The sequence below is a fragment of the Leisingera sp. S2M4 genome (genome assembly GCF_055398055.1).
In genome coordinates this window covers 2,089,945-2,113,173 of record NZ_AP040861.1, presented here as the reverse complement: position 1 = coordinate 2,113,173, position 23,229 = coordinate 2,089,945, and the positions used below count along the sequence as shown (strand labels likewise).

General features: G+C 62.8%; 20 protein-coding genes and 2 tRNA genes. 10 read left to right on the top strand and 12 right to left on the bottom strand.

What is annotated here, in order from left to right:
• Positions 1-85: 85 nt before the first annotated feature.
• Positions 86-162 (top strand) — tRNA-Pro (locus tag ACZ52D_RS10270).
• Between the two features lie 95 nt (positions 163-257).
• On the opposite strand, the gene ACZ52D_RS10265 is transcribed toward ACZ52D_RS10270, so the two are convergent.
• The 8 genes from ACZ52D_RS10265 to ACZ52D_RS10230 form a co-directional block, all read right to left on the bottom strand.
• Positions 258-1,466 carry a PAS domain-containing sensor histidine kinase gene (locus tag ACZ52D_RS10265; RefSeq protein ID WP_464441242.1) on the bottom strand — a complete coding sequence of 403 codons (1,209 nt, stop codon included), beginning with the start codon at positions 1,464-1,466 and terminating at the stop codon, positions 258-260.
• A gap of 188 nt (positions 1,467-1,654) precedes the next feature.
• Positions 1,655-2,575, bottom strand: a complete 921-nt coding sequence (locus ACZ52D_RS10260) for a LysR family transcriptional regulator (protein ID WP_464441241.1) — start codon at positions 2,573-2,575, stop codon at positions 1,655-1,657.
• A 14-nt stretch (positions 2,576-2,589) separates the two neighbouring features.
• Positions 2,590-3,633 (bottom strand): ABC transporter ATP-binding protein, encoded by a 1,044-nt coding sequence (locus ACZ52D_RS10255; RefSeq protein ID WP_464441240.1) that lies wholly within the window; start codon positions 3,631-3,633, stop codon positions 2,590-2,592.
• Entirely contained in the window at positions 3,630-4,625 is a 996-nt protein-coding gene (locus ACZ52D_RS10250; RefSeq protein WP_222454793.1) for an ABC transporter ATP-binding protein, read from the bottom strand. The genes ACZ52D_RS10255 and ACZ52D_RS10250 overlap by 4 nt, the downstream gene beginning before the upstream one ends.
• Before the next feature lie 4 nt (positions 4,626-4,629).
• Positions 4,630-5,577, bottom strand: a complete 948-nt coding sequence (locus tag ACZ52D_RS10245; RefSeq protein ID WP_222454792.1) for an ABC transporter permease — start codon at positions 5,575-5,577, stop codon at positions 4,630-4,632.
• Complete coding sequence (locus ACZ52D_RS10240; protein ID WP_222454791.1) at positions 5,574-6,554, bottom strand: ABC transporter permease; 981 nt, start codon at positions 6,552-6,554, stop codon at positions 5,574-5,576. Before ACZ52D_RS10240 ends, ACZ52D_RS10245 begins: the two co-directional genes overlap by 4 nt.
• A 147-nt stretch (positions 6,555-6,701) precedes the next feature.
• Positions 6,702-8,264: an ABC transporter substrate-binding protein gene (locus ACZ52D_RS10235; RefSeq protein ID WP_222454790.1), complete on the bottom strand. Its 1,563-nt coding sequence runs from the start codon at positions 8,262-8,264 to the stop codon at positions 6,702-6,704.
• A 304-nt stretch (positions 8,265-8,568) separates the two neighbouring features.
• Positions 8,569-8,645 (bottom strand) — tRNA-Arg (locus tag ACZ52D_RS10230).
• 468 nt (positions 8,646-9,113) lie between these two features.
• On the opposite strand from ACZ52D_RS10230, the gene ACZ52D_RS10225 reads away from it, so the two are divergent.
• The 8 genes from ACZ52D_RS10225 to ACZ52D_RS10190 all read left to right on the top strand — a co-directional run bounded on the left by ACZ52D_RS10225 (position 9,114) and on the right by ACZ52D_RS10190 (position 18,501).
• Entirely contained in the window at positions 9,114-10,160 is a 1,047-nt protein-coding gene (locus ACZ52D_RS10225) for a dipeptidase (protein WP_464441239.1), read from the top strand.
• Positions 10,161-10,241: 81 nt separating this feature from the next.
• The gene (locus tag ACZ52D_RS10220) at positions 10,242-11,837 is read left to right on the top strand and encodes an ABC transporter substrate-binding protein (RefSeq protein WP_464441238.1); all 1,596 of its coding nucleotides are present in this window, start codon (positions 10,242-10,244) and stop codon (positions 11,835-11,837) included.
• Between the two features lies 1 nt (position 11,838).
• Positions 11,839-12,897, top strand: coding sequence for an ABC transporter permease (locus tag ACZ52D_RS10215; protein WP_464441237.1), 1,059 nt, complete (start codon positions 11,839-11,841; stop codon positions 12,895-12,897).
• Positions 12,894-13,811, top strand: a complete 918-nt coding sequence (locus tag ACZ52D_RS10210; RefSeq protein ID WP_417473054.1) for an ABC transporter permease — start codon at positions 12,894-12,896, stop codon at positions 13,809-13,811. Before ACZ52D_RS10215 ends, ACZ52D_RS10210 begins: the two co-directional genes overlap by 4 nt.
• A complete protein-coding gene (locus ACZ52D_RS10205; RefSeq protein WP_464441236.1) occupies positions 13,808-14,665 on the top strand; it encodes an ABC transporter ATP-binding protein in 858 nt (285 codons plus the stop codon). Before ACZ52D_RS10210 ends, ACZ52D_RS10205 begins: the two co-directional genes overlap by 4 nt.
• Positions 14,662-15,417, top strand: coding sequence for an ABC transporter ATP-binding protein (locus ACZ52D_RS10200; protein ID WP_464441235.1), 756 nt, complete (start codon positions 14,662-14,664; stop codon positions 15,415-15,417). The genes ACZ52D_RS10205 and ACZ52D_RS10200 overlap by 4 nt, the downstream gene beginning before the upstream one ends.
• A gap of 261 nt (positions 15,418-15,678) precedes the next feature.
• The gene (locus ACZ52D_RS10195) at positions 15,679-16,638 is read left to right on the top strand and encodes a TAXI family TRAP transporter solute-binding subunit (RefSeq protein ID WP_222454783.1); all 960 of its coding nucleotides are present in this window, start codon (positions 15,679-15,681) and stop codon (positions 16,636-16,638) included.
• Positions 16,639-16,716: 78 nt separating this feature from the next.
• The gene (locus ACZ52D_RS10190) at positions 16,717-18,501 is read left to right on the top strand and encodes a TRAP transporter permease (protein ID WP_464441234.1); all 1,785 of its coding nucleotides are present in this window, start codon (positions 16,717-16,719) and stop codon (positions 18,499-18,501) included.
• An 81-nt stretch (positions 18,502-18,582) separates the two neighbouring features.
• Here the strand turns inward: ACZ52D_RS10190 and ACZ52D_RS10185 are convergent, their stop codons facing one another.
• Genes ACZ52D_RS10185 through dctP form a run of 4 tightly spaced genes read right to left on the bottom strand, consistent with a single transcriptional unit; the run spans position 18,583 to position 22,022 of the window.
• Positions 18,583-19,254 (bottom strand): M15 family metallopeptidase, encoded by a 672-nt coding sequence (locus ACZ52D_RS10185; protein WP_464441233.1) that lies wholly within the window; start codon positions 19,252-19,254, stop codon positions 18,583-18,585.
• Between the two features lies 1 nt (position 19,255).
• Positions 19,256-20,533, bottom strand: a complete 1,278-nt coding sequence (locus ACZ52D_RS10180; protein WP_222454780.1) for a TRAP transporter large permease — start codon at positions 20,531-20,533, stop codon at positions 19,256-19,258.
• Positions 20,530-21,015 carry a TRAP transporter small permease gene (locus tag ACZ52D_RS10175; RefSeq protein WP_222454779.1) on the bottom strand — a complete coding sequence of 162 codons (486 nt, stop codon included), beginning with the start codon at positions 21,013-21,015 and terminating at the stop codon, positions 20,530-20,532. The genes ACZ52D_RS10180 and ACZ52D_RS10175 overlap by 4 nt, the downstream gene beginning before the upstream one ends.
• Complete coding sequence (gene dctP, locus ACZ52D_RS10170) at positions 21,015-22,022, bottom strand: TRAP transporter substrate-binding protein DctP (RefSeq protein WP_222454778.1); 1,008 nt, start codon at positions 22,020-22,022, stop codon at positions 21,015-21,017. Before dctP ends, ACZ52D_RS10175 begins: the two co-directional genes overlap by 1 nt.
• 264 nt (positions 22,023-22,286) lie before the next feature.
• On the opposite strand from dctP, the gene ACZ52D_RS10165 reads away from it, so the two are divergent.
• On the top strand, positions 22,287-23,150 hold the full coding sequence (locus tag ACZ52D_RS10165) for a MurR/RpiR family transcriptional regulator (RefSeq protein ID WP_222454777.1): 864 nt from the start codon (positions 22,287-22,289) through the stop codon (positions 23,148-23,150).
• The last annotated feature ends 79 nt before the right edge of the window (positions 23,151-23,229 follow it).

Below are 23,229 nucleotides of genomic sequence, written 5' to 3'. Positions count from 1 at the left end.
GCGAAATCTTTTGCCGAAATCGGCATCTTTCTGTCAAATCACCCTTGTCAAATCGCCCGCCCTGAGCTATTTCGCCCTCCACGGTCGGAGCGTAGCTCAGCCTGGTAGAGCACTGTCTTCGGGAGGCAGGGGCCGGAGGTTCGAATCCTCTCGCTCCGACCAATAAAACAAGGCGCCTTCGGGCGCCTTTTTTGTTTTCACGGAATGCGCTTGGCACCATTTCGGCCGCGAGCTGGCTGAAACGCTGACGCGCCTCGTCAGGCGGTGGGCGGCGCCCTGTCGGGCTCCGGCAGCAACAGGCTGACCGCGAGGTTGAACTCCCCCGTTGGATCATCGCGTATCTCCAGGCTGCCCCCCATCAGCGCCGCCAGTTCGCGACAGATGGACAGCCCCAGTCCGGAGCCACCCCGATGCTGAACACGGGCTGTTTCCAACTGGGTGAAGCGCTCGAACACACGCTCGCGGTCGTCGACGGCGATGCCCAGACCAGTGTCCAGCACGGTGACACGGATCGGCAGACGGTCGCCCGCTTCATATTGCACGCGGATACAAACCCGCCCCTGATCGGAAAATTTCACCGCGTTGTCGGCAAGATTGTTGACGATCTGCGACACCTTCCCATGATCCACGACCAGCTGCGTCGGAACCCCTGCGACCACGTCCACCGTGGTTTCCAGCGGTTTGCCGTATCGACTGACATTTGCGGTCAGCATCTCGCGCCATTGCCGTGCCAGATCCGCGACCATGGTCGGGCGAGGGTTCCACTTCAGCGCATCGGAGTCGAGACGCGCAGCCTCCAGCACGTTGACGAGTTGCGACAGCAGCAGTTCCGCCGCCCGATGACCGACATCCGCCCGCTCCCGCGTCTTGTCCGAGGCGCTTTCGTCAGTCTTGATCAGGTGGAACAGCCCGAGAATCACGTTCAGCGGCGTGCGGATTTCATGGCTCATGGTTGCCAGGAAGGCGGTCCGGGCCTCCACCGCCGTATTCGCCCGCACCACCTCGGACGCGAGCATCGCATTCAACTCGGCAAACCGGGCCTCGCTGGCCTCGCTGGCCCGCAACTGTGTCAGATCGTTATGGGCACCAAGCATCCGCACGGGTTTGCCGGTCTCGTCGCGGATCGCCAGACCGCGGCAGCGAACCGTGACCATATGGCCCTCGGCATGGCGATAGCGCACGATCTGGTCATAGGGGTGATCCGGGTCTGCCAGATGTTTGTTGAAATTGTCCAACGCGAGGGCAAGGTCGTCCGGGTGGATCAGGTCCTGCCACTCCTCTGCCCGGTGCTCCCGGGTGGCCGGATCGATGCCAAACAGGCGCCAGAACTCGGGGCTCATCCACTCGTTCTCGGGGTTTTCCAGGTCCCAGTACCACAAGCCGTCAAGCGAACCGAGTTGCAGGAACTCGAAGATCGTGTCCTCGCGTTTGACCAGATCATACAACTCTTGCTTGAGATAATGCATTCAGCTCCATCCTTGCAAACGCCCCACGGGAGCGGGTGAAAGGCGTGCCCGCCTTGGCAGCACGAACCACTGCTTCACTCAGCAATGCCAGATTTGGCTAAATTACTCCAGATCAATCCTGGGTAGAAATGTCGCGGAGTTTAAGGATGTTCGACAGGCCCCGACTCATCGCATTTGTGCAAGGGCCGTCAGGCGGCGTCCACTGCCGCCTGACGCAGCTGTTTCCACAGGACGTCCAGCGTCGACTTGGTGCTGCGCGGATCGCGGTAGAGCCGGATTTCAAGGTCCGTGGACAGCCGATCATCAACCACCGCAAAACGGCCGGTGCCGATTTCGCGGCGGCACAGGCTCAGCGGGAGCCACCCCATGCCAAAGCCCTCTTCGATCATCGCCTTTACACTGTTCGCCAGCGCGTTCTGATTGACCACGAAGACCTTTTGCCGCGGAAGCAGCTGTTCCAAGGCAAACTCCTGAACCGACCGCAACGCCGACACGGCGCCATAAGAGAGCAACGGCACAGCGTCCTTGCCCGACGCCGAGAAATTGAATTCCGGGGTGCCGTCCGGCAGCGTGCGGGACACGGGGACAAACCGGTCGGTGGACAGCGTCAGATATTCGAAATTGGCAACTTCGAGCGGGCCGAGGAAGTCCATCGATGGATGCCAGTAGGTCAGGATCACGTCGCAATAGCCCTGTTGCAGCGCGCTGACGAACTGATCCGCCGCCCAGGACGTCGAGTTCAGATCCGTCTCCAGCCCATCCTCGCTGACCAGCGGCGCGATCAGGGTCTTGTAGTGCGTCATGTACAGCGACTGCGAGGCGGCAAATCGGATCACGTTTTCGCTTGCCGCATCGATGGTCTGACAGCGCTCGATGGTTTCCTCGTAGGTGCGCAGCATGATGCGCGACTGCGACAGGAACACCTCCCCCGCCGGGGTCAGGGTCAGCGGCAGGGTCTCGCGGTTGATCAGCCGCACGCCGATTTCATTCTCCAGCGCCCGGATCCGGCGTGAGAAGGCAGGCTGGCTTACATTGCGCTCTTCGGCCGCGCGCGAGAAATTCTTGCACGCGACCAAAGCCTCAAAATCTCTGAGCCAGATGATGTCCAACTGGGCGTCCCGTCTTAACCGGCCGCCATCTCGTCCAGCCTGTTTTCCTCGACGGCATGGCATGCGACCATGCTGCCGTCGGGCTGGTGAATGGCGTTGGGCTTTTCACTTTTACAACGTGCATCCGCAAAGGCGCAGCGGCTTTGGAACGGGCAACCCTTGGGCAGGTTGATCGGCGTCGGGATCTCGCCCTTGAGGCGGATATGGTTCGGCCGGTCGTCCTTCAGCTGCGGCACCGCGGACAGCAACGCCCGAGTATAAGGGTGTTTGGGATTGGAGAACAGGGTCGCCGTGTCGGCAACCTCGCAGACCGACCCGAGGTAAAGCACCGCAACGCGGGTGCCGAAATGCTCCACCACGCTGAGGTCGTGGGTGATGAACAGATAGGTGAGGCCGCGGCTTTCCTTGGCCTCCAGCATCAGGTTCAGCACCTGCGCCTGGATCGACACGTCCAGCGCGCTGATCGGCTCATCCGCGATGATGAACTCCGGGTCCACCGTCAGCGCGCGCGCGATTGCGATCCGCTGGCGCTGGCCGCCGGAGAATTCATGCGGGTAGCGCTTGGCCCAGCTGGGGTCGACACCCACCGACAGCATCACCTCGGTCACCTTGTCGCGCACTTCCGCCGCCGAGGCGTTGGGGTTGTGGTGGCGCACCGGCTCTTCCAGCGCCTGCCGGATGGTCATGCGCGGGTTGAGCGAGGCATAGGGGTTCTGGAAGATCATCTGGATCTTCTTGCGCAGGGGCTGGATGCCCGCGCGCGACAGGTTGTCGATGCGTTGGCCGTCATAGTGGATTTCCCCCGCGGTCGGGGTCAGCAGGCCGGCCACCAGCCGCGCCACGGTGGACTTGCCGCAGCCGGATTCGCCCACCACGCACAGCGCCTCGCCCTTGCGGGCCTGCAGCGAGATGTTGTTGACCGCGTGAACCGAGCGGGTCTCGCGGACGAATTTTCCCTTGCGGAACTTCAGCGTCTCCAGCAGTCCATGGTCCAGGTCGAACCGTTTCTCGAGGTTGCGGATGTCCAACAGCGGGGTCTCTGTCTTGGCGGCCGTCATGCGCGAACCTCCTGGCGGTCTTCATCTGCTTGCAGGCGCTGCACCTCGTGGCAGGCGACCTTGAGGTCGCCGTATTGCACCACCTCGGGGATCTGGCTGCGGCACAGATCGGTGGCGTATTTGCAGCGCGGGTGGAAGGCGCAGCCGGTGGGGATGCTGGCCAGCCCCGGCATGTTGCCGGGGATCTGCTTCAGCCGCTGACCCGGCACCGTCTGCTGCGGCAGCGCGTTGATCAACCCTTGCGTATAAGGGTGCTGCGGATCGTTGATGATCTCGCGGGTGCGGCCCTGTTCGATGATGCGGCCGGCATACATCACGAGCGTGCGCTCGGTCATCTGGCTGACCACGCCGAGGTCGTGGGTGATCAGGATCAGCCCCACCTGGTTGGACTGGCACAGTTCCAGCAGCAGCTCCATGATATCGGCCTGAATGGTCACATCCAGCGCCGTCGTCGGTTCATCCGCGATGATCAGCTGCGGATCAAGCAGCAGCGCAATCGCGATGATGATCCGCTGGCGCATGCCGCCCGACAGTTCGTGCGGGTATTGCTCCAGACGTTCCTCCGGCGACGGGATATAGACCTCGCGCAGCTTGACGATGGCGATCTGACGCGCCTCTTCACGGCTGAGCTTGCGGTGCGCCATGAGGGTCTCGATCATCTGCTGGCCGATGGTCAGCACCGGGTTCAGCGTCACCATCGGGTCCTGAAAGATCATCGCCATGCGGTTTCCGCGCAGATCGCGCAGGCGTTTGTCGGACATCTTGACGACATCCTCGCCCTCGAACTCGATCTTGCCGCTGTCGATATAGCCGGGGCGGCTAAGCAGGTTCATCAGCGAAAAGCCGGTGATCGACTTGCCCGCGCCGCTTTCGCCGACGATGCCCAGGCGCTCGCCCTTGGCAAGGTCAAAGGAGATGCCATTCAGCGCGGTCACCGTCTGGTCGCGCATGGCGAATTTCACGGTCAGGTCACGTACGGAAAGAAGGCTCATCACGTCACCCCTTGTAAAGTTTCGGGTTCAGGACATCGCGCATCCAGTCGCCCAGCAGGTTGATGACAAGGACCAGCACCACCAGCACCACGCCGGGAATGGCAGTGATCCACCAGCTGCCCGAGAAGATATAGTCAAAGCCCGAGGAGATCAGCGAGCCCAGCGACGGTTGGCTCGGCGGCATGCCAAGGCCAAGGAAGGACAGCGATGCCTCGGAGATGATCGCATTGGCGACCTGCACGGTGGAGATCACGAAAATCGGCGACAGCGAGTTTGGCAGGATGTGCCGCACCATGATGCGCAGCGGGCCAAAGCCCAGCACCCGGGCGCTGTCGACATATTCCTTCTTCTTCTCCGCCAGCACGGTTGCACGCACGGTGCGGGCGTACTGCGGCCATTCGGCGACGCCGATCACCGCGATCAGGAACACCACCGCGTAGCGATTGAAGGTATCCGACCCGAACATCGCCTGCGTCACTGCCAGAAAGATGATCGCCACCATCAGCGTCGAGAAGGACAGCTGAATGTCGGCCAGCCGCATCAGCAGGCTGTCGAGGCGCCCCCCCACGTAGCCCGCAATCAGACCAATCGAGATACCGAGGAAGGCCTGAAGCGCAACCGCGCAGATGCCAATCAGCAATGACAGCCGCGTGCCATACAGGATGGTGGACCACAGATCGCGGCCCTGGTCGTCGGTGCCCAGCATGAACTCCGGCAGCGCGCCATCCACCCAGATCGGCGGGTATTCCGAGTTCATGATGTCGATGTTGGCGGGATCATAGGGATCATAAGGTGCAATCACCGGCGCCAGGAAGGCCGCGAAGGCGATCATCAGGAAGACGATCATGCTGACCACCGCCACCGGGTTGCGGCGGAAGCTGTAACCCATGTTGGAGTTCCACATCCGCGACCAGCGCGACGGGCGGTCGTTGGGGATCACTGTCTCGCTCATGCGCCCATCCTCGCGATGTTCACGGTCGGGTTGACCAGGCCATAGATCAGGTCGACCACGGTGTTGGTGACCACAAAGATGAAGCCGACGACGATCAGGTAGGCCACGATCAACGGGGTATCGACGCGGTTCACCGCCTCAAGGAACATGAAGCCCATGCCCGGCCACTGGAACACGGTCTCGGTCAGGATGGTGTAGGCCACCATGGTGCCGATCTGCACGCCGCCCACGGTGATCACCGGCAGCAGCGTGTTCTTCAGCGCGTGCACGAAGTAGATCCGCCACGGCTTGATGCCCTTGGCCTTGGCGTATTTCACGTATTCCGACTGCAGCACTTCCATCATCTCGGCCCGGATCAGGCGGACGAACAGCGGCAGCATGATCGACGCCAGCGCAAAGGAGGGCAGGATGATATGGGTCCAGCCGTCAGCGGTGGCAAAATTGGTCTCCCAATAGCCCCAGACATGCACGGTATCGCCGCGCCCGTAGGACGGCAGCCAGCCGTATTCGACCGAGAACACAAAGATCATCAGGATCGCGGTCAGGAACACCGGGATCGAAATGCCGACGATCGACAGGCCCATGATGATGCGGCTGATGATCGTGTCCGGCTTGATCGCGGTATAGACGCCGAGCGGCACCGAGAAGCCGATGATGATCAGCGTCGCGCCGAACACCAGCTCCAGCGTGGCGGGCAGTTTCTTCAGGATCACGTCCAGGGCCGGTTCCTTGAAGAAATACGAGGTGCCGAGGTCGCCCTGCAGGGCGTTGCCGGCAAAGCGCAGGTATTGGGTCACGAAGCTGTCATTCAGCCCCAACTCATCGCGCAGCTGCTGGCGCACTTCCTCAGAGACGGACTGGCCGACCAGCTCACGCAGCGGGTCGCCCAGGTTGCCCTGGATGGCAAAGGCGATCAGCGAGATGACGAACATCACGGCAATCGCCTGAATCACTCGCTTGGCGAGATAGGCAAACATCTTCCTGACCTTTGTAGAATTTGTTCAGCACGCAGGATGCGCCATCTGGCACGGCTCCCGCATGCGCAGCCCGGTGGCTGCAGTTCTTCTGGCTGGGTGGCCGGGGCGGCAGCGGCGCCGCCCCGGTGTGTCTTTTGCAGGGCTGGCTTAGCTGCCGGTCTCGACGACCAGGTCGCCGAAGTAGGGGAAGTTCAGCGCGTTCACGATCTCTGCCGCGTTCATGCCGGACTTCGCGCCCCAGGCCAGGTTCTGCCAGTGCAGCGGGATGAAGGCGGCCTCGTCGTACAGGATGCCTTCCAGCTTCTGCAGCAGCTCGGCGCGCTTGTCCGGATCGGTTTCCGCGTTCGCCTGGTTCATCAGCGCATCAGCTTCTTCGTTGCAGTAGTTGCCCGAGTTGTACTGGCCGTTGCCGGTTTCCTTGTCCGGGCAGGCGGTCAGGAACTGGTGGAAGTTGGCCGAATCCTCGGTGTCCGCGTGCCAGCCGATCATCATCATGTCCGCCGCGCGCTCGTCGAACGTGGGCCAGTATTGCGCCTTGGGCATGGTCTGCAGGTCAACCTTGATGTTGATCTGCGCCAGCATCGAGGCCACCGCCTGCGCGATCTTGTCGTCGTTCACGTAGCGGTTGTTTGGCGCCATCATGGTGATGGAGAAGCCGTCGGCATAACCTGCCTCGGCCATCAGGGCCTTGGCTTTTTCGAGGTCGTAGCGCGGTGCATAGGCTTCGTTGTAGCCCAGGTAGCCATCCGGGCTGGCCTGACCTGCCACGGTTCCGAAGCCACGCATGATGCGGTCAACGATGCCGGCATTGTTGACGGCGTAGTCGATCGCCTTGCGCACGCGCGCGTCCTTGAAGGCTTCGACCCGTTCCTGGTTCATCTGGAAGGTGATGATGCGCGTACCGGGCATGGTGATCAGCTCGACGCCATCGGCCCCTTCAACCCGCTTGAGGTCGGTCGGCGGAACCGGCGCGATGAAGTCGACGTCGCCGGACAGCAGGGCCGCCACGCGGGTCGGGTCTTCCTTGATCGGGGTCAGCACGATCTTGTCGACGTTCCCCGCATCCGCGTCCCAGTAACCGTCAAAACGCTCGAACACGACGCGCACGCCCTGTTCCCGCTCGGTAACCACGAACGGACCGGTGCCGGAAACGTTGCGCGACGCAAAGCTGTCGCCATGTTTGACCAGCTCGGACTTGTCTTTGCCGTCTTCGCTGGTGCCGGTGTAGAAGGCGCTGTCCATCGGGAAGATGTAGGTCGCGGTATGCAGGACCAGCGGATAGGGTTCCGAGGTCTTGAGATCGAAAGTCAGATCATCAACGACTTCCACGTCGGTGAACGGGGCGAAAATACCCTTGAAGTCGTCGCTGCGCTTCAGGCGGTCAAAGGTCCAGTCAACGTCTTTGGCCGTCAGCGTGTTGCCGCTGTGGAACGTCACACCCTCGCGCAGCTTGAAGCGCATGGTGGTTTCGTCGATCTGCTCCCAGCTCTCGGCCAGGCGCGCCTCGAACTGCAGATCCTGCGTCCAGCGCACCAGCGGATCAAACACCATGTGCGACATCTGCAATGTACCGCCAGACAGCTGCTCGTGCGGGTCAAGCGAGACCGGGTCCGCGTCATAGGCAACGCGAACGGTGGTCTCGGCATAAGCCATAGGTACCATCGCCGCCACAGCGACCGCGGCCGCCAGGCTTCTGACAAGTTTCGTCATTAGGCATACTCCCTGTGATTATGACGGCACGCTACTGCGCAGAAGAAATTATGTGAAATGCCGATATCGCATAGGGTATGCAGCGCAGGCATTGGAGCTATGCAGTAGTCAAATATCCCTGCGTGAGCAGTCGCTTACCCCACCGTCAATCCCACATGTGACGAAATCCAGCGGTGGCCAAGCCCTAGGCCCCTGCCCTTCCGGCAGCAGAAGGCATCACTGCAAAGCGCAACAAACGCGCATGCCCGGAGCACCGAACGGCACGTGGCGTGCATCTGTCACTAAATTTTCGGAGGGGAGGTAGTGGCGGACCGAGGAGGATTCGAACCCCCGACCCCTTGATTCGTAGTCAAGTACTCTATCCAGCTGAGCTATCGGTCCACTGCGGCGGGGTTTACGCGCAGCGCGAGGGAGTCGCAAGCCCAAAAGACACCAAAATTCGCATTTATTCTCTCGCACCGAAAAACAAGCAAATTGCAGGATCTGACGTCCGGCAGGCCGTTAGCGATAGGCGTGCGATCACGCACCGGTCACAACCTGCCCGGATATTGGGTTCACACGGGTAAATTTGCATACCTCGCCTCGTCACAGGCTGTTGCGAAGGCCACCCGCCCGCCCCCCTGATGACATCAGACACGGGGCTCCTGTGTCGAATTGCGCCGGAGCAAGGCAAATCGTTTCGCGCTGGTCCGTAGCCCCTCACGATACTTAACAAGTTTCATCTCTCTCTTGCTCCGTTTGCCGATCTGCGTAAGACTTTATGTCGCAATTAGAGAATGACTGTTCGCTTTACCGGGCCGCAGCGGTCCGAGGGCGCGACCGACAGTTTGAATGGAATGGATAGATTTGATGCAAGCTCCCCTGATTTTCGACGGGCACAATGATCTTCTGCTGCGCATTCACAACGGGGACGTCTCCGGCGAAACAGACGGGTTTCTTGGTGACGGCGGCAACCAGATCGATCTGGTGAAAGCACGGGCGGGCGGATTTGGCGGCGGGTTCTTCGCGATCTACGTCCCCAGCCCGGACAAGGCGCTGGACGATTCAGAAATGATGTCCGAAACCTATGACCTGCCGCTGCCCCCGATGGTCGAGCTGTCAGCCGCCACACGGGCCGCGCTCTCGCAGGCCGCAATCCTGCACCGGCTGGATCGCAGCGGCGCGCTTCGCATCTGCTGCAGCACCGATGCAATCCGCACCGCGATGGCCAAAGGCACCCTCGCCGCCGTCATGCACATGGAGGGGGCCGAAGCGATTGACCGCGATTTCGACATGCTGGAGGTGCTTTACGCCGCCGGGTTGCGCTCGCTCGGCCCGGTCTGGAGCCGCCCGACGATCTTTGGCCACGGGGTGCCGTTCCGCTATCCGTCGACCGGCGACACCGGGCCAGGGCTGACCGAGGATGGCATCCGACTGGTCAAGGCCTGCAACCAGATGAAGATCATGGTGGACCTGTCACATCTGAACGAGGCAGGCTTCTGGAACGTTGCCGAACACAGCGATGCGCCGCTGGTGGCCACCCATTCCAACGCCCATGCCCTCTGCCCGCACAGCCGCAACCTGACCGACCGCCAGCTGCACGCGATCCGCGACAGCGATGGCATGGTCGGGCTGAACTTCGCGGTGGCCTTCCTGCGTCAGGACGGACGAATGGAGGCCGACACGCCGATCGAGCAGATGATCCGGCATCTCGATTACCTGATGGACGTGCTGGGGGAGGACCGGGTCGGCATGGGGTCCGATTTCGATGGGGCCACCGTGCCCGCCGAAATCGGCACCGTCGCGGGGCTGCCAAAATTGCGGCAGGCGATGCGGACGCATGGGTACGACGATGCGCTGATGGCCAAGCTTTGCCACGAGAATTGGCTGCGGGTTCTGGACAAGACTTGGAGCTAACCCGCCCCTGGGCGGGCATTTGCCGCGAGTCGGCAGGCACAACAACGAACCAACAAGATAACCAAAACAGGGAGTATTGAAATGAACGCATTCAACCGCTTGCTCGGATCCGCCGCACTGGGGCTTGCCCTGGGCGTGACCGCGATGCCTGCACTGGCTGCGACGCCGGACAACATGCTGGTGATCGCCAACCGCATCGACGACATAACCACCCTGGATCCCGCGCAAAGCTTTGAATTTGCAGGTGCCGACGTGATCCGCAACATCTACGGCAAGCTGGTCAATTTTGACCCGGCCGATCTGGACGCGGGCTTCCAGCCCGATCTGGCCGAAAGCTGGACCGTCTCCGAGGATGGCCGCACCATCACCTTCACCATGCGCGAGGGCGTCAAGTTCCACTCCGGCAACCCGGTGCGCGCCGAGGACGTCGCGTTTTCGCTGAAGCGCGCGGTGCTGCTGAACAAGACCCCGTCCTTCATCATCACCCAGTTTGGCTTCACCCCGGAAAACGTGGATGAAACCATCGTGGTCGATGGCAATACCGTGTCGATCACCACCGACAAACGCTACGCGACCTCTTTCGTGCTGAACTGCCTGACCGCCACCATCGGCGCCATCGTCGACGAGAAACTGGTGATGGAGCACGAGGTCGATGGCGACATGGGCAATGCCTGGCTCGCCACCAACTCGGCCGGTTCAGGCCCCTACAGCCTGGCCAGCTGGAAGCCCAAGGAAAGCGTCACCCTGACCGCCAACGAGGACTATTACGACGGTGCGCCGGCGATGAAGCGGGTGATCGTGCGGCACGTACAGGAATCCGCCACCCAGCGCCTGATGCTGGAACGTGGCGACATCGACGTGGCCCGTGACCTGAACCCCTCTGACGTCGAGGGCGTGCGCGCCGCCGAAGGTGTCGAGATCCTCGAAGAGATGCGCGGTCGCCTGATGTATATCTCTGCCAACCAGAAGCACCCCGATCTGTCCAAGCCGCAGGTGCGCCAGGCGCTGAAGTACCTGATCGACTATGACGGGATGGAAAACAGCTTCCTCAAGGGCGCTTATGTGAAGCACCAGAATTTCCTGCCCAAGACCTACCTCGGCGCCGTGGATGAAAACCCCTTCTCGCTGGATCTGGACAAGGCCAAGGCGCTGCTGGAAGAGGCAGGCGTGGACGGCATGGAGCTGACCATCGGCGTGCGCGAAGCGCAGGAGCGGCTGGAGATCGCCCAGTCGCTGCAGAACACCTTCGGCCAGGCGGGCATCAAGGTGAACCTGGAAGTCGGCACCGGCAAACAGATCCTTGGAAAATACCGCGCCCGCGAGCTGGACATCTACCTTGGCGCCTGGGGGCCGGACTACCCCGATCCACAGACCAACGCCGGCACTTTCGCCTATAACCCGGACAACTCCGACGAGGCCAACGCCACCGGACTTCTGGCCTGGCGCAACAGCTGGGACACCGGTGGTCTGACCGAAAAGACCGCCGCCGCCGTCGTTGAGGGCGATACCGAGACTCGCGCGAAGCTCTATCAGGAAATCCAGACCGAATTCCGCGAGACCTCGCCCTTTGCCATCATGTTCCAAAAGGTGGAGCAGGTCGGCATTGCCGAGAATGTCGAGGGCCTCAACCTCGGTGGTGCGATCACCGCCGCCGCTTACTGGGACGTGACCAAGTAAGATGCAAATGCAACGCAACTTTGTGAAGAGGCAGCCCCGGCTGCCTCTTCCCCACTGGGTGCGAGGGCTGATTGTCTCCCTCTTCTCCGTTTCGATTACCATGCTGGGTCTTCTGTTCGTCACCTTCCTGATCGGGCGGGTGATGCCGATCGACCCGGTGCTGGCCGTGGTCGGCGAACGCGCGAGCCAGGAGCAATATGAGGCGGTCTTCCTCGAGCTGGGCCTCGACAAGCCGCTGATCGTGCAATTTTTCTATTATGTCGCGGATGTGCTGCGCGGCGAATTCGGAACCTCGCTGCTGACCGCGCGACCGGTGGCCGAAGACATCGCCCGCGTCTTTCCCGCGACCTTTGAACTGGCCACCATCGGCATCTTCCTTGGCTGCGTGCTGGGGGTGCCGCTGGGCGTGATGGCAGCGGTGCGCCGCGGTTCCTGGATCGACCAGATCGCCCGCGTTGTGGCACTGGTGGGCTACTCGATGCCGATCTTCTGGCTCGGGCTGATGGGCCTGCTGGTGTTCTACGGCATTCTGGGCTGGGTCGGCGGACCGGGTCGGCAGGGCATCTTCTACGAGGACATGATCCCCTCCGTCACCGGCATGATCCTGCTGGATTCGCTCATCGCTGGCGACTGGGGCGCCTTCTGGGATGCGTTTTCCCACATCATCCTGCCCGCCTCGCTGCTGGGCTATTACAGCCTTGCCTATATCAGCCGGATGACGCGGTCGTTCATGCTGGAGCAGCTGTCGGCGGAATATGTCACCACCGCCCGCGTCAAGGGCATGAGCGAATGGGCGGTGATCTGGACCCATGCATTCAGGAACATCCGGGTGCAGCTGATCACTGTCATCGCGCTGTCCTATGCCAACCTGCTCGAAGGCTCGGTGCTGACAGAGATCATCTTCTCCTGGCCGGGGATCGGCAGCTATATCACCACGGCGCTTCTGTCTGCGGACATGAACGCGGTGCTGGGCGGCACGGTTGTGGTGGGCCTCGTGTTCATCTGCCTCAACGTCTTTTCCGATCTTCTCTATAAAATCTTCGACCCGAGGTCCAAATGAGCAGTCAATCTACGTCACTGCACGCCTGGCTCACGTCGGAGACCCCGACGTCGCGCCGCCAGGCCCGCTGGGCCGCCATCTACAAGGGCTGGCTCTCACTGAAATCCAACCACATGGCGATGGCTGGTCTTGCCATCATCCTGGCGCTGGTGCTGATCGCCCTGCTTGCGCCCTGGATTGCGCCGCACGATCCCTTTGTTCAGGATCTTGGCAATCGGCTGCAGCCGCTGGGCACCGAGGGGCATGTTCTTGGCACCGACTCGCTGGGGCGGGATATCCTCAGCCGTCTGATCCATGGCGCGCGGATCACCCTTTACATCGTCGCGCTGGTCGCGCTGATCGCGCCGGTGGCCGGGCTGCTGGTGGGGACCATTTCCGGCTATGCCGGCGGGGTGACCGATATGGTGCTGATGCGCATCACCGACATTTTCCTCGCCTTCCCGCGGCTGGTGCTGGCGCTGGCCTTTGTCGCCGCACTGGGGGCCGGGATTGAAAACGCGGTGCTGGCGATCAGCCTGACCGCCTGGCCGCCCTATGCGCGCATGGCGCGGGCCGAGACGCTGACCATCCGTTCGTCGGACTACATCAGCGCCATCCGACTGCAGGGCGCGGGACCGCTGCGCATCATCATCAAGCACATCTGGCCCCTCTGTATCTCCTCGCTGATCGTGCGGGTGACACTGGACATGGCGGGCATCATCCTCGCCGCCGCGGGGCTTGGCTTCCTTGGCCTTGGCGCACAGCCGCCCAGCCCGGAATGGGGTGCGATGATCTCCGAGGGGCGCCGTTTCATCCTGGACCATTGGTGGGTGGCCACCATGCCCGGCCTTGCCATCTTTGCCGTTTCGCTGGCCTTCAACCTGTTGGGTGACGGGCTGCGCGACGTGCTGGATCCGAAGGACAGCACCTCATGAGCACGCTTCTGGACGTAAAGAACCTCTGGGTGAAATTCCCCACCCGCAACGGCATTTTCGACGCCGTGCGCGGGGTCAGCTTCTCGCTCGGCAAGGAGCGGCTGGGCATCGTCGGCGAAAGCGGCTCCGGCAAATCCATGACCGGCCGCGCCATCCTGCAACTGATCCGCAAGCCCGGCCTGATCGAGGCCGATCACATCTCGCTGCACGGGCAGAACCTGCTGGATCTGTCCGAGCGGCAGATGCGAAAGGTACGCGGCAAGCAGATCTCGATGGTGATGCAGGACCCCAAGTTCTCGCTCAACCCGGTGATGACCATCGGCGACCAGATCATCGAGGCATACCGCCTGCACAACCGCGCCAGCAAGGCCGCGGCCCGCGCCAAGGCGCTGGAGATGCTGGAGGCGGTATCGATCCGCGACCCCGAGCGGGTGATGAAAGCCTACCCGCACGAGATGTCCGGCGGCATGGGCCAGCGGATCATGATCGCCATGATGCTGATCCCGAACCCGGAAATCCTGATCGCGGATGAGCCCACCTCGGCGCTGGACGTGTCCGTACAGGGGCAGGTGCTGTCGATCATGGACAAGCTGGTCAAGGACCGCGGCATGGGGCTGATCTTCATCAGCCACGACCTGAACCTGGTGTCGCAGTTCTGCGACCGGGTGCTGATCATGTATGCCGGCCGCGTGGTCGAGGTCTGCGATGCGGACAAGCTGCATGAAGCCAGGCACCCCTACACGCAGGGGCTGCTCGGCTCCCTGCCGCAATTTGATGCGCCGCGCAAACGGCTCGAGGTGCTGAACCGAGACCCGGCCTGGCGCGACGCCCCCAGCGTGGAGGCCAGCACATGACGGCAGCTTTGGAGATCAACGACCTCAGCGTCTATTTCGGCGACCACCACGACCTGTTCCAGGCGGTGAAATCCGCCAGCTTCACGGTCGACAAGGGCGCAAGCTTTGGCCTCGTGGGGGAAAGCGGCTCTGGCAAGTCGACCATCCTTAAGGCGCTGACCGGCCTCGCCCCGCAATGGGAGGGCCACATGAGCGTCGCGGGAAAGGAACTGGGCCACAAACGCGACCGGACTTTCTACAAGACCGTGCAGATGGTGTTCCAGGATCCCTATGCCTCGCTGCATCCGCGCCAGTCGGTGGATCAGGTGCTGACCGAGACGCTGCAACTCCACGGGTTCAGCGACATCAACAGCCGGATCGAACGGCTGTTGCAGGACGTGGGCCTCGGCCCGGCGTTCCGCTTCCGCTATCCGCACCAGCTGTCCGGCGGCCAGCGCCAGCGGGTGGCCATCGCGCGCGCACTGGCGTCGGAGCCGAAGATCCTGCTGCTGGATGAACCCACCTCAGCTCTGGACGTGTCGGTGCAGGCCGAGATCCTGAACCTGCTCAGCGATCTGCGCGCCGAACACGGGCTGACCTATGTGATGGTGTCGCACGACCTCGCCGTGGTTGCGCATATGTGCGATCAGGCGGCGGTGATGCGCAACGGCGAGATCGTCGAGATCATCAGCATCGAGGACATGCGCGCAGGCCGCACCCAACACGACTACACCAGCCAGCTGCTGCAGGCTTCTGTAAACCGGGTGGCCTGACCCCTCAGTCCTCGGCAGAGGCGAAACCAGATAGATGGGGCCGCACGCGGCCCCATTTTTTGGTTGGCAACGCGCCCTTCCGGCCCGCCATTCGCGCGCATCGCGCACAAAAACACCTGCCGCCCTGCGCACCCGTGAGTGCCCCCTGTAAAGGGGGAGATTTGCCAGCCTCCACAGCGCTCTTGCGGTTGACGCGGGGAGCCGCGCGGCGTCATTTACAGCAGCAAGGAAGTCACCGGATCTGCAAGGGAGAGAACCACCATGTCCAAGTTTCAACGCATTGTCGGCGCCGCGCTGGCCGCGGGCCTGCTGATGGCCCAGGGCGCCGCGGCGGAAACGCGCGTCACCTATAAATCCGCCAAGAGTGGCTCTTCCTATTATCAGATGGGTGTGGAGCTGGCCGAAGCGATGAAAGCCGGCACCAACGGCGATATCATCGTCACCGTCGAGGAAAGCCAGGGCTCGACCCAGAACGTGATGGAAGTACGCGCCCGCGGCGGTGATTATGTGTTCACAACGCCGCCCGCGCTGATCGGCCTCGCGCAGGAGGGCAAGGGCCCGTTCAAGGACCGCAGCGCGCCGCAGTTCGACGAGATCCGCGCCCTGTTCCCGATCCCCTCGCTGACGATGCATTTCGTGATGGCGGGCCAAGATGGCACCGGCACCCTGAAGGATCTGGAAGGCAAGACGATCCTGCTGGGCAAGGGCTCCTTCGGCGCACGCGAAGGCGAGAAATACCTGTCGCTCTTCGGACTGGCGGACTCGGTCAAGATCGCAGAGGCGGAACTGTCCAACGCGGTCGCGGCGCTGAAAAACGGCCAGATCGACGCCTTTGTGACCGCTGGCTCCTTCCCGGCGCCGAACGTTGTCGAGGCCGCCGCCTCCACGCCCGTTACCGTGCTGTCGCTGAGTGCGGAAGAGATCGCCGAAACCAAACGCGCAACGCTGGTGATCCCGGCGGGTACCTACGCCGGACAGGATGAGGACATCACCACCACCTCGCTGCCGGTGGCCGCCTTCACCACCACCAAGATGGACGCCGACACGGCCTATGCGCTGACCCGCACCTTCTGGGAGCAGAAGGCAAAGATGGCCGATGTCTCGCCTTGGTGGAACGGTGTCACACCTGAGCTGATGACGCATATCAGCACCAAGCTGCACCCCGGCGCCATCCGCTATTACGAAGAGGTCGGCATCGCGCTGAGCGACGCCCAGAAGTAAGCCGCAACCTGAACCGGCCCCGCCCGCTGAGCCCTCCAAGGGCCGGGCGGGGCCAATTCATTTCTGGAATTCCCCCCGATGACACTCCTTTCCAAACACCGCCTCGCGGGCGGTTTCTGGCTGCTGCTGGCGGCGGCCCTTGTCGGCTACCACCTGGCGCTGGTCTTTGCAGGCATCGTGCCGAATCTTGTCAGCCGTCCGCTGCATATGGCCTTCATCCTGCCCTTCGCGCTGGTGTACGGGGTCACGCACCGCGGGCAGCTGTGGTCCGGCATTGTACTTGCGGTGCTGGGCTGTTCCGCGGCGATCTGGGTGGCCATGAACGCGGATGCGCTGGGGGATCAGTACGGGTTTCTTGAAGGACGCCAGCAAGAAGTGATCGCGCTGGTACTGCTGGCGGTGGTGCTGGAAACCGCCCGCCGCGCCATCGGCTGGCCGCTGCCGGTGGTGGCGGCTCTGGCGCTGCTCTACGGGCTGTTCGGCCAGCATATCCCCGGCGAATTCGGCCATTCAGGCACGCCCTTGCAAAGCTTCCTCGGCACGCTGACCATTGCCGAGGGCGGCATCTGGGGCTCGCTCACCGGGGTTTCCGTGGGCGTCGTGTCGATCTTCGTGATCTTCGGCGCGGTGCTGAACGCGGGCGAGGCCGGACAGGGTTTCATGAATGTCGCGGGCGCGGCCGCCGGGCGGCTCAAGGGCGGTGCGGCCAAGGTGTCGGTGATTTCTTCTGCACTGTTCGGCTCGATCTCCGGCTCGGCCTCGGCCAATGTGGCCTCGACCGGGGCGATCACCATGCCCGCGATGACACGGCTGGGCTACCCCAAGCGCCTTGCGGCAGCGGTAGAGGCGGTGGCCTCCTCCGGCGGGCAGATCATGCCGCCGCTGATGGGGGCCGGTGCCTTCGTGATGGTGGAGCTGACGGGCGTACCCTACACCTCCATCATGGCGGCGGCGTTCCTGCCTGCCCTCCTGTATTTCCTCGCCGTCTGGGTCGGCATCAACGCCTACAACCGCCGGTTCGACCTGAAAGGCGTGCCCGAGGAGGACCGCCCCAAGCGCCGCGACGTGATCGTGACCTCGCTGTTCTTCCTGGTGCCCTTCAGCGTGCTGCTCTGGGCGATGTTCGGCGTCGGCTTCACCCCCGAATACGCCGCCGCGCTGGCGGTGATCGCGGGTGCGGGCCTGCTGCTGTTCAACGGCCAGCTGACATTCGACAAGCAGCAGATCGCCGAGCGCGCCGCGAATGCGCTGCTGAACGCGGCGCGGCAGGTCTCGATGATTGCGGCCATCATCCTCTGCGCCTCGATCATCATCGGAGTTCTGTCGATCACCGGTCTGGGGGTCAAGATCACCTCGCTGATCATCCAGGGCTCCGGCGGGCTGCTGTGGCCCTCGCTGATCCTGACCGCCATTGCCTGCCTGGTGCTGGGCATGGAGGTGCCGACCACCGCGGCTTATGTGATCTGCGTGTCGGTTGCCGGTCCTGCGCTGACCCAGCTGGGGCTGGAGCCGCTGCAGGCGCATCTCTTCGTGTTCTGGTTCGCGCTTCTGTCCACCATCACCCCGCCGGTCTGCGGCGCGGTCTTCATCGCGGCGGGCATGATCGGCGAGAGCTGGCTGAAAGTAGCGCTGACGGCGATGTCGCTGGGGGTCGGCCTGTACCTGATCCCGCTGGGGATGGTCGCCAATCCGGACCTTCTGAACCTTGCAACCGCGCCACTGGCGGCGCTGAGCGACCTTGTGCGGATGGCCGTCGGGCTGACCCTGGTTTCCACCGGGCTGATTGGCGCGCGCAAACCGCTGCCGACGATCGGCTTCTGCGCTGCAGGTCTGGCGGTTATCTTCTCCGGTTTGTGGATCTGAGACGGGACCAAAAGAACGGGCGCCCGCAACAATGCAGGCGCCCGTAAAACTCTGCAGACCAAAAGCCGGACGGTCAGGCCATCAGGCCAGTGACGCCGGACCATAAAGGGCGGCAGGCTGGTCGCTGTACCAGGCCCAGACCCAGTTGCCGTAATCGAAATGCCACCATTCGCTGGGCAGGTTGGTAAAGCCCGCCTGCCCCATCGCCTCTGCCAGCATGCGCCGACGCTGCCGCTGTGCCGCACCGACATCCGCGGCGGTCCAGCTGCGTTCGCTGGGTTCGTCGAACCGACTGCCCATGTCCAGCATCCGCCCCTCGCGGTCCGCCAGCGTAACATCCACGGAACCGCCGGTAATATGCGGGCTGGGGCTTTGCCGGTCATCCGAGGGCCGCGCCGCGAACTGCAGGGTGATGCGCTCGACCTCCGCAGCCTCAAGGCCGGGGTTGTCCAGCGCCACCTGCTGGCGGATGTCCTCGAACAATTGCATCTGCACCGACTTCGGGCGCCAGCCGTCCAGCAGCACCAGCTGCACATCCCCGGGCAGCGCCCGGGCGGCGAGGAGCAGCCGATCATAGACCCCCTGCCGCAGCCAGACCTCGGGCAAGGCACCGGCCAGCCCCTGTTTGTAGTAGACCGGCCAGGTGATCCAATGCGGGCAGGGAGACGCCGGGACCAGCGGCTCTTCACTGGTCCCCGGCACGATCTGCGCCGCCGCGCTCCAGTCCAGCGCCTCTTGCTGCTTTGCACTCATGTCAGTTCAGAACCGAAGGCAGCCAGGTGGTCATGCCCGGCACCAGGATGATGATCAGCAGCACGCCAAGCGCCACCGCGATGAACGGCCAGATCGCCACGAACAACCGCGCGATATCAACCTTGCCCACGGCCGAGGCGACAAAGACGCAGGCGCCCATCGGCGGGGTGATCAGCGCGATGGTGATGTTCAGGGTGATGACGATCCCCAGATGCACCGGGTCGATCCCGGTCGCCTGTGCCACCGGCAGAAAGATCGGCGTCAGCAACATCAGGGCGGAGACCTCCTCCATGAACATGCCGGTCACGAAGGTCACCAGCGAGATCGCGACCAGCGTCAGCGCCGGGCTATGCGCAAAGGGCGCCAGCAGATCGGCAAAGGCCTCTGGCGCATCGGCATAGGCCAGCTGCCAGGAGATGATCGACGAGATCGCGATGATGACAAACACCGCCGAGGTCAGCACCGCAGTGTCGCGCAGCGAGGCCCACAAGCTGGCCAGGTTCAGGTTGCCGGTCGCCAGCCCCCAGAGCAGCACATAGGCCACCGTCAGCGCACCGGATTCCGTGGGCGTCACCACGCCGAATACGATCCCGGCGACGATGATGACCGGGGCGATCAGCGCGGGCAGCGCCGCATAGGCGGCGCAGGCGATCTCCATCAGGCGCGCACGGGCGGCGTTCTTGGTCACGCCATAGGCGCGCGCATAAACGACATTCATCCCCATGAAGGCCACACCCAGCGCCAGCCCCGGCAGGATGCCACCGAGGAACAGGCTGCCGACAGAGGTGCCGGTCTGGCTGGCATAGAGGATCATGAAAATCGACGGCGGAATGATCGGCCCGATCAGTGAACTGGCGGCGGTCAGCCCGGCGGCATAGGGCCCCGGAAAGCCCGCCTTGCGCATGCCCGGCACCAGGAGCGTCCCCAGCGCCGAGGTATCCGCCACAGCAGAGCCATTGATGCCTGCGAAGAAGACGCTGGCCACCACGTTCACATGGCCCAGCCCGCCGCGCAGGTGGCCCACCAGCCGGTCAGCCAGCCGCAGCAACCGCGGTGTCATCTGGCCATTGTTCATCAGGTTGCCCGCCAGAATGAACAGCGGGATCGCCATCAGCGAAAAGGCGTCGATGCCGCCGAACGCCTGCTGCGGCATGATCCGGCTCATCTGATCAAAGCCGACGAAGGCAAAGCCCACAACGGCGGTGGCCATGAGGCTGAGGAACAGCGGCAGGCCGATCACCACGTTGATCAGCATCACCGCCAGCATAACAGAGATCATTCGTCATCCTCGACCGTCTGTGCGCGCAGCGCCCTGGGGCCGTGCAACAGCACCATCAGGAACAAGAGGCCGAAGCCCACCGGCAGGATGGCCACCGGCACCGAGCGCGAGATTTGCAGGCCTTGGGTTTTGAAGAACCCGACCTTGCCCACATATTCATAGGAGAACCAGGCCATCGCCCCGGTCAGGCCCAGCGTCAACAGCCACTGGTACAGGATGATGGCCCGGCGCAGCGCCGCGGGCGCGCGGTCCTCGACAACCGACACCCGCATATGGGCGCCTTCGACCCAGACCGCGCCAACCCCGATCATCGCCGCCGCGATGATGCTGTAGCGGGCCAGCTCATCAAACCAGATCGGCGACGAACCCAAGATGTAGCGCGCGCCCACGCCGTAGAGGATGAACAGCGCCACCCAGGCGATCAGCAAAGCCGACACGCCCATGGTGAGGCGTGCCAGCCATTTTTGCACAAGCGCAAGCATTACTTGAGCAGATCGGACTTGCCCAGATCGGCAAAGGCCGCGTCAATGAAGCTCTGGTCGATGCTCTGGGTGCCCAGCCATTCGATGAAGCTGGGCTGGCCGATCTTCTGGAATTCGGCCATCTGCTCGGCGGTCGGGGTGATGACCTCCATGCCATTCTCCGCCAGCCAGGTCACGCGCTCCTCAACCGAGGACTGAACCTTTTCGCGGGTCTTGGCGTTGGCTTCGGCCACGGCCTCCTCCAGCACCTTGCGGTCCTCGTCGGACAGGGAGGCCAGCCATTCGCCGTTGGCCACCAGGAACTGCATGGAATACTGCACGTTTGCCCGCGTCATGTATTTCTGCACCTCGTTCAGCGAGCCGAGGATGATGTACAGCGGCGGGTTCATCTGGCCTTCGACCACGCCGGTCTGCAGCGCGGAATAGACCTCGGTCCACGGGATCGGGGTGCCGGACGCGCCCATCGCCTCGTACAGGGCCACCTGCGAGGGATCCATCGCGCGGAACTTCATGCCCTCGAAATCCGCAGGCGAATGGATCGGCTTGTCGGTGCTGGTGAAGGCCAGGAAACCGCCCTCTTCGACCACGGCGAGAATTTCCGAGCCGCCGGTGCGCTCGCGGAAGGCATCCTCGACCATGGACCAGTATTTGCCTTCGTCAAAGAAACGGCGCGCTTCCTCGGGCGAGGTAAACATGAAGGGCGTGTTGGAGACAAAGCTCTCCGGCACCACCGGCGACAGACCGGCAAAGCTCGCCACGTTCAGCGATGGTGTCGCCAGGGTATTTTCCATCCGCTCCTGTTCGCTGCCCAGCTGCGAATTTGGATAAAGCTCGATCTCGATGTCGGTCTTTTCCTCGACGATCGCTTCCAGCGTTTCCGCGAAGTAATGCACCGCGTTCTTCTTTGCGTCCGGAGCACCGTTGTAGCCCAGCTTGATCGGCTCTGCCTGCACGGCCAGGGCAGTGGACATCAGCAGCGCGGCGGCGGCCAAAATCTTGTTTTTCATGAAGCGATCCTTCCCGTTGAATAAGCGTTTTCTTGGTGCAGGCCACGGCGGAAAAATCGCGCAGACCAGGTCCCCCGCGAGAGCCCCCTTGGGTCAGACGAGACACCGCAGCACACTGGCGAATCTGATAGCGAAAGCCGATTTTGTTATCAAGTAAACATTTGCGATGTTATAGATTTTGGACTAACATTTTGCATAACTATTTTGATTGTGTTCAATAATTAGAAACTGCGCCGCGTATGACAGCAGAGATGGGAGCGTAAAATGCCGCAAGACCGAGACCTCTTGGCCGCCGCTATCGCTGCCGCGGAATCAAAGCTGACCCAAAAGGAACGGCGCATCGCGGCCTACTTTCTGGCCCGGCCCGATGCGGTGATCGTGGAAAAGAACGCCGATATCGCGAAAAAGCTGGACCTCAGCCCCATGACGCTGACCCGCTTCTTCCGAAAACTCGGTTTCGACGACACCGCGGATGCACGCAGCAAGGCGATCCGCAGTAGCTATGGCCCCGGGAATGACCGCGTCGACCAACGCTTCCAGGACAGTTTTTCGCAGCGCCAGACCTCGGATGATGCCCGCTACATCGAACTGGGCCGCGCCTCGATCGAGGCGGCTTTCAAGTTCAGAAGCACGCCTCTTTGGCAGGAGATCGTGGCACTCGTCGGCACCTGCGACGCGGTGCATGTGACGGGTTTTCAGACCATGTACTATCTGGCCGACGGGTTCTGTCGCCGCCTGTCGTACCTGCGCGACCGGGTTCACATCGTGGATGGCATCGACGGCGTCTATGCCGGGCTTCTGCCAGAGCCGGGCGAACGGGTTGTTCTCATCATCATGGACATCTACCGCTACGGCGCCCATGGTCCGCAGCTTGCACAGCTGGCCAAGGAGCGCGGCATCGAGGTCGTGATCCTCGCGGATGAATTCTGCGATTGGGCCAGCGGCATCACCCCCTATGTGCTGCGCTATCCCGCCGAGACTCATTTCTTTCTGGCCATGCCCCAGGGCATCACCACAGGGCTGAACCTGCTGCTACAGGATGTCAGCACGGAACTGGGCGAAGCGGCCGGGCAACGCGTCCGCAAACTGTCCGAGGCGCAGGACTATTTCGGGCTGTTTCTCGACTGAGCCGCCCGGAACACGCGCCTTGGAACCAAGCCCGGCCCTCAAACCATCCGGCATGTCGGGCGACGCCGGCCGCCCCAAT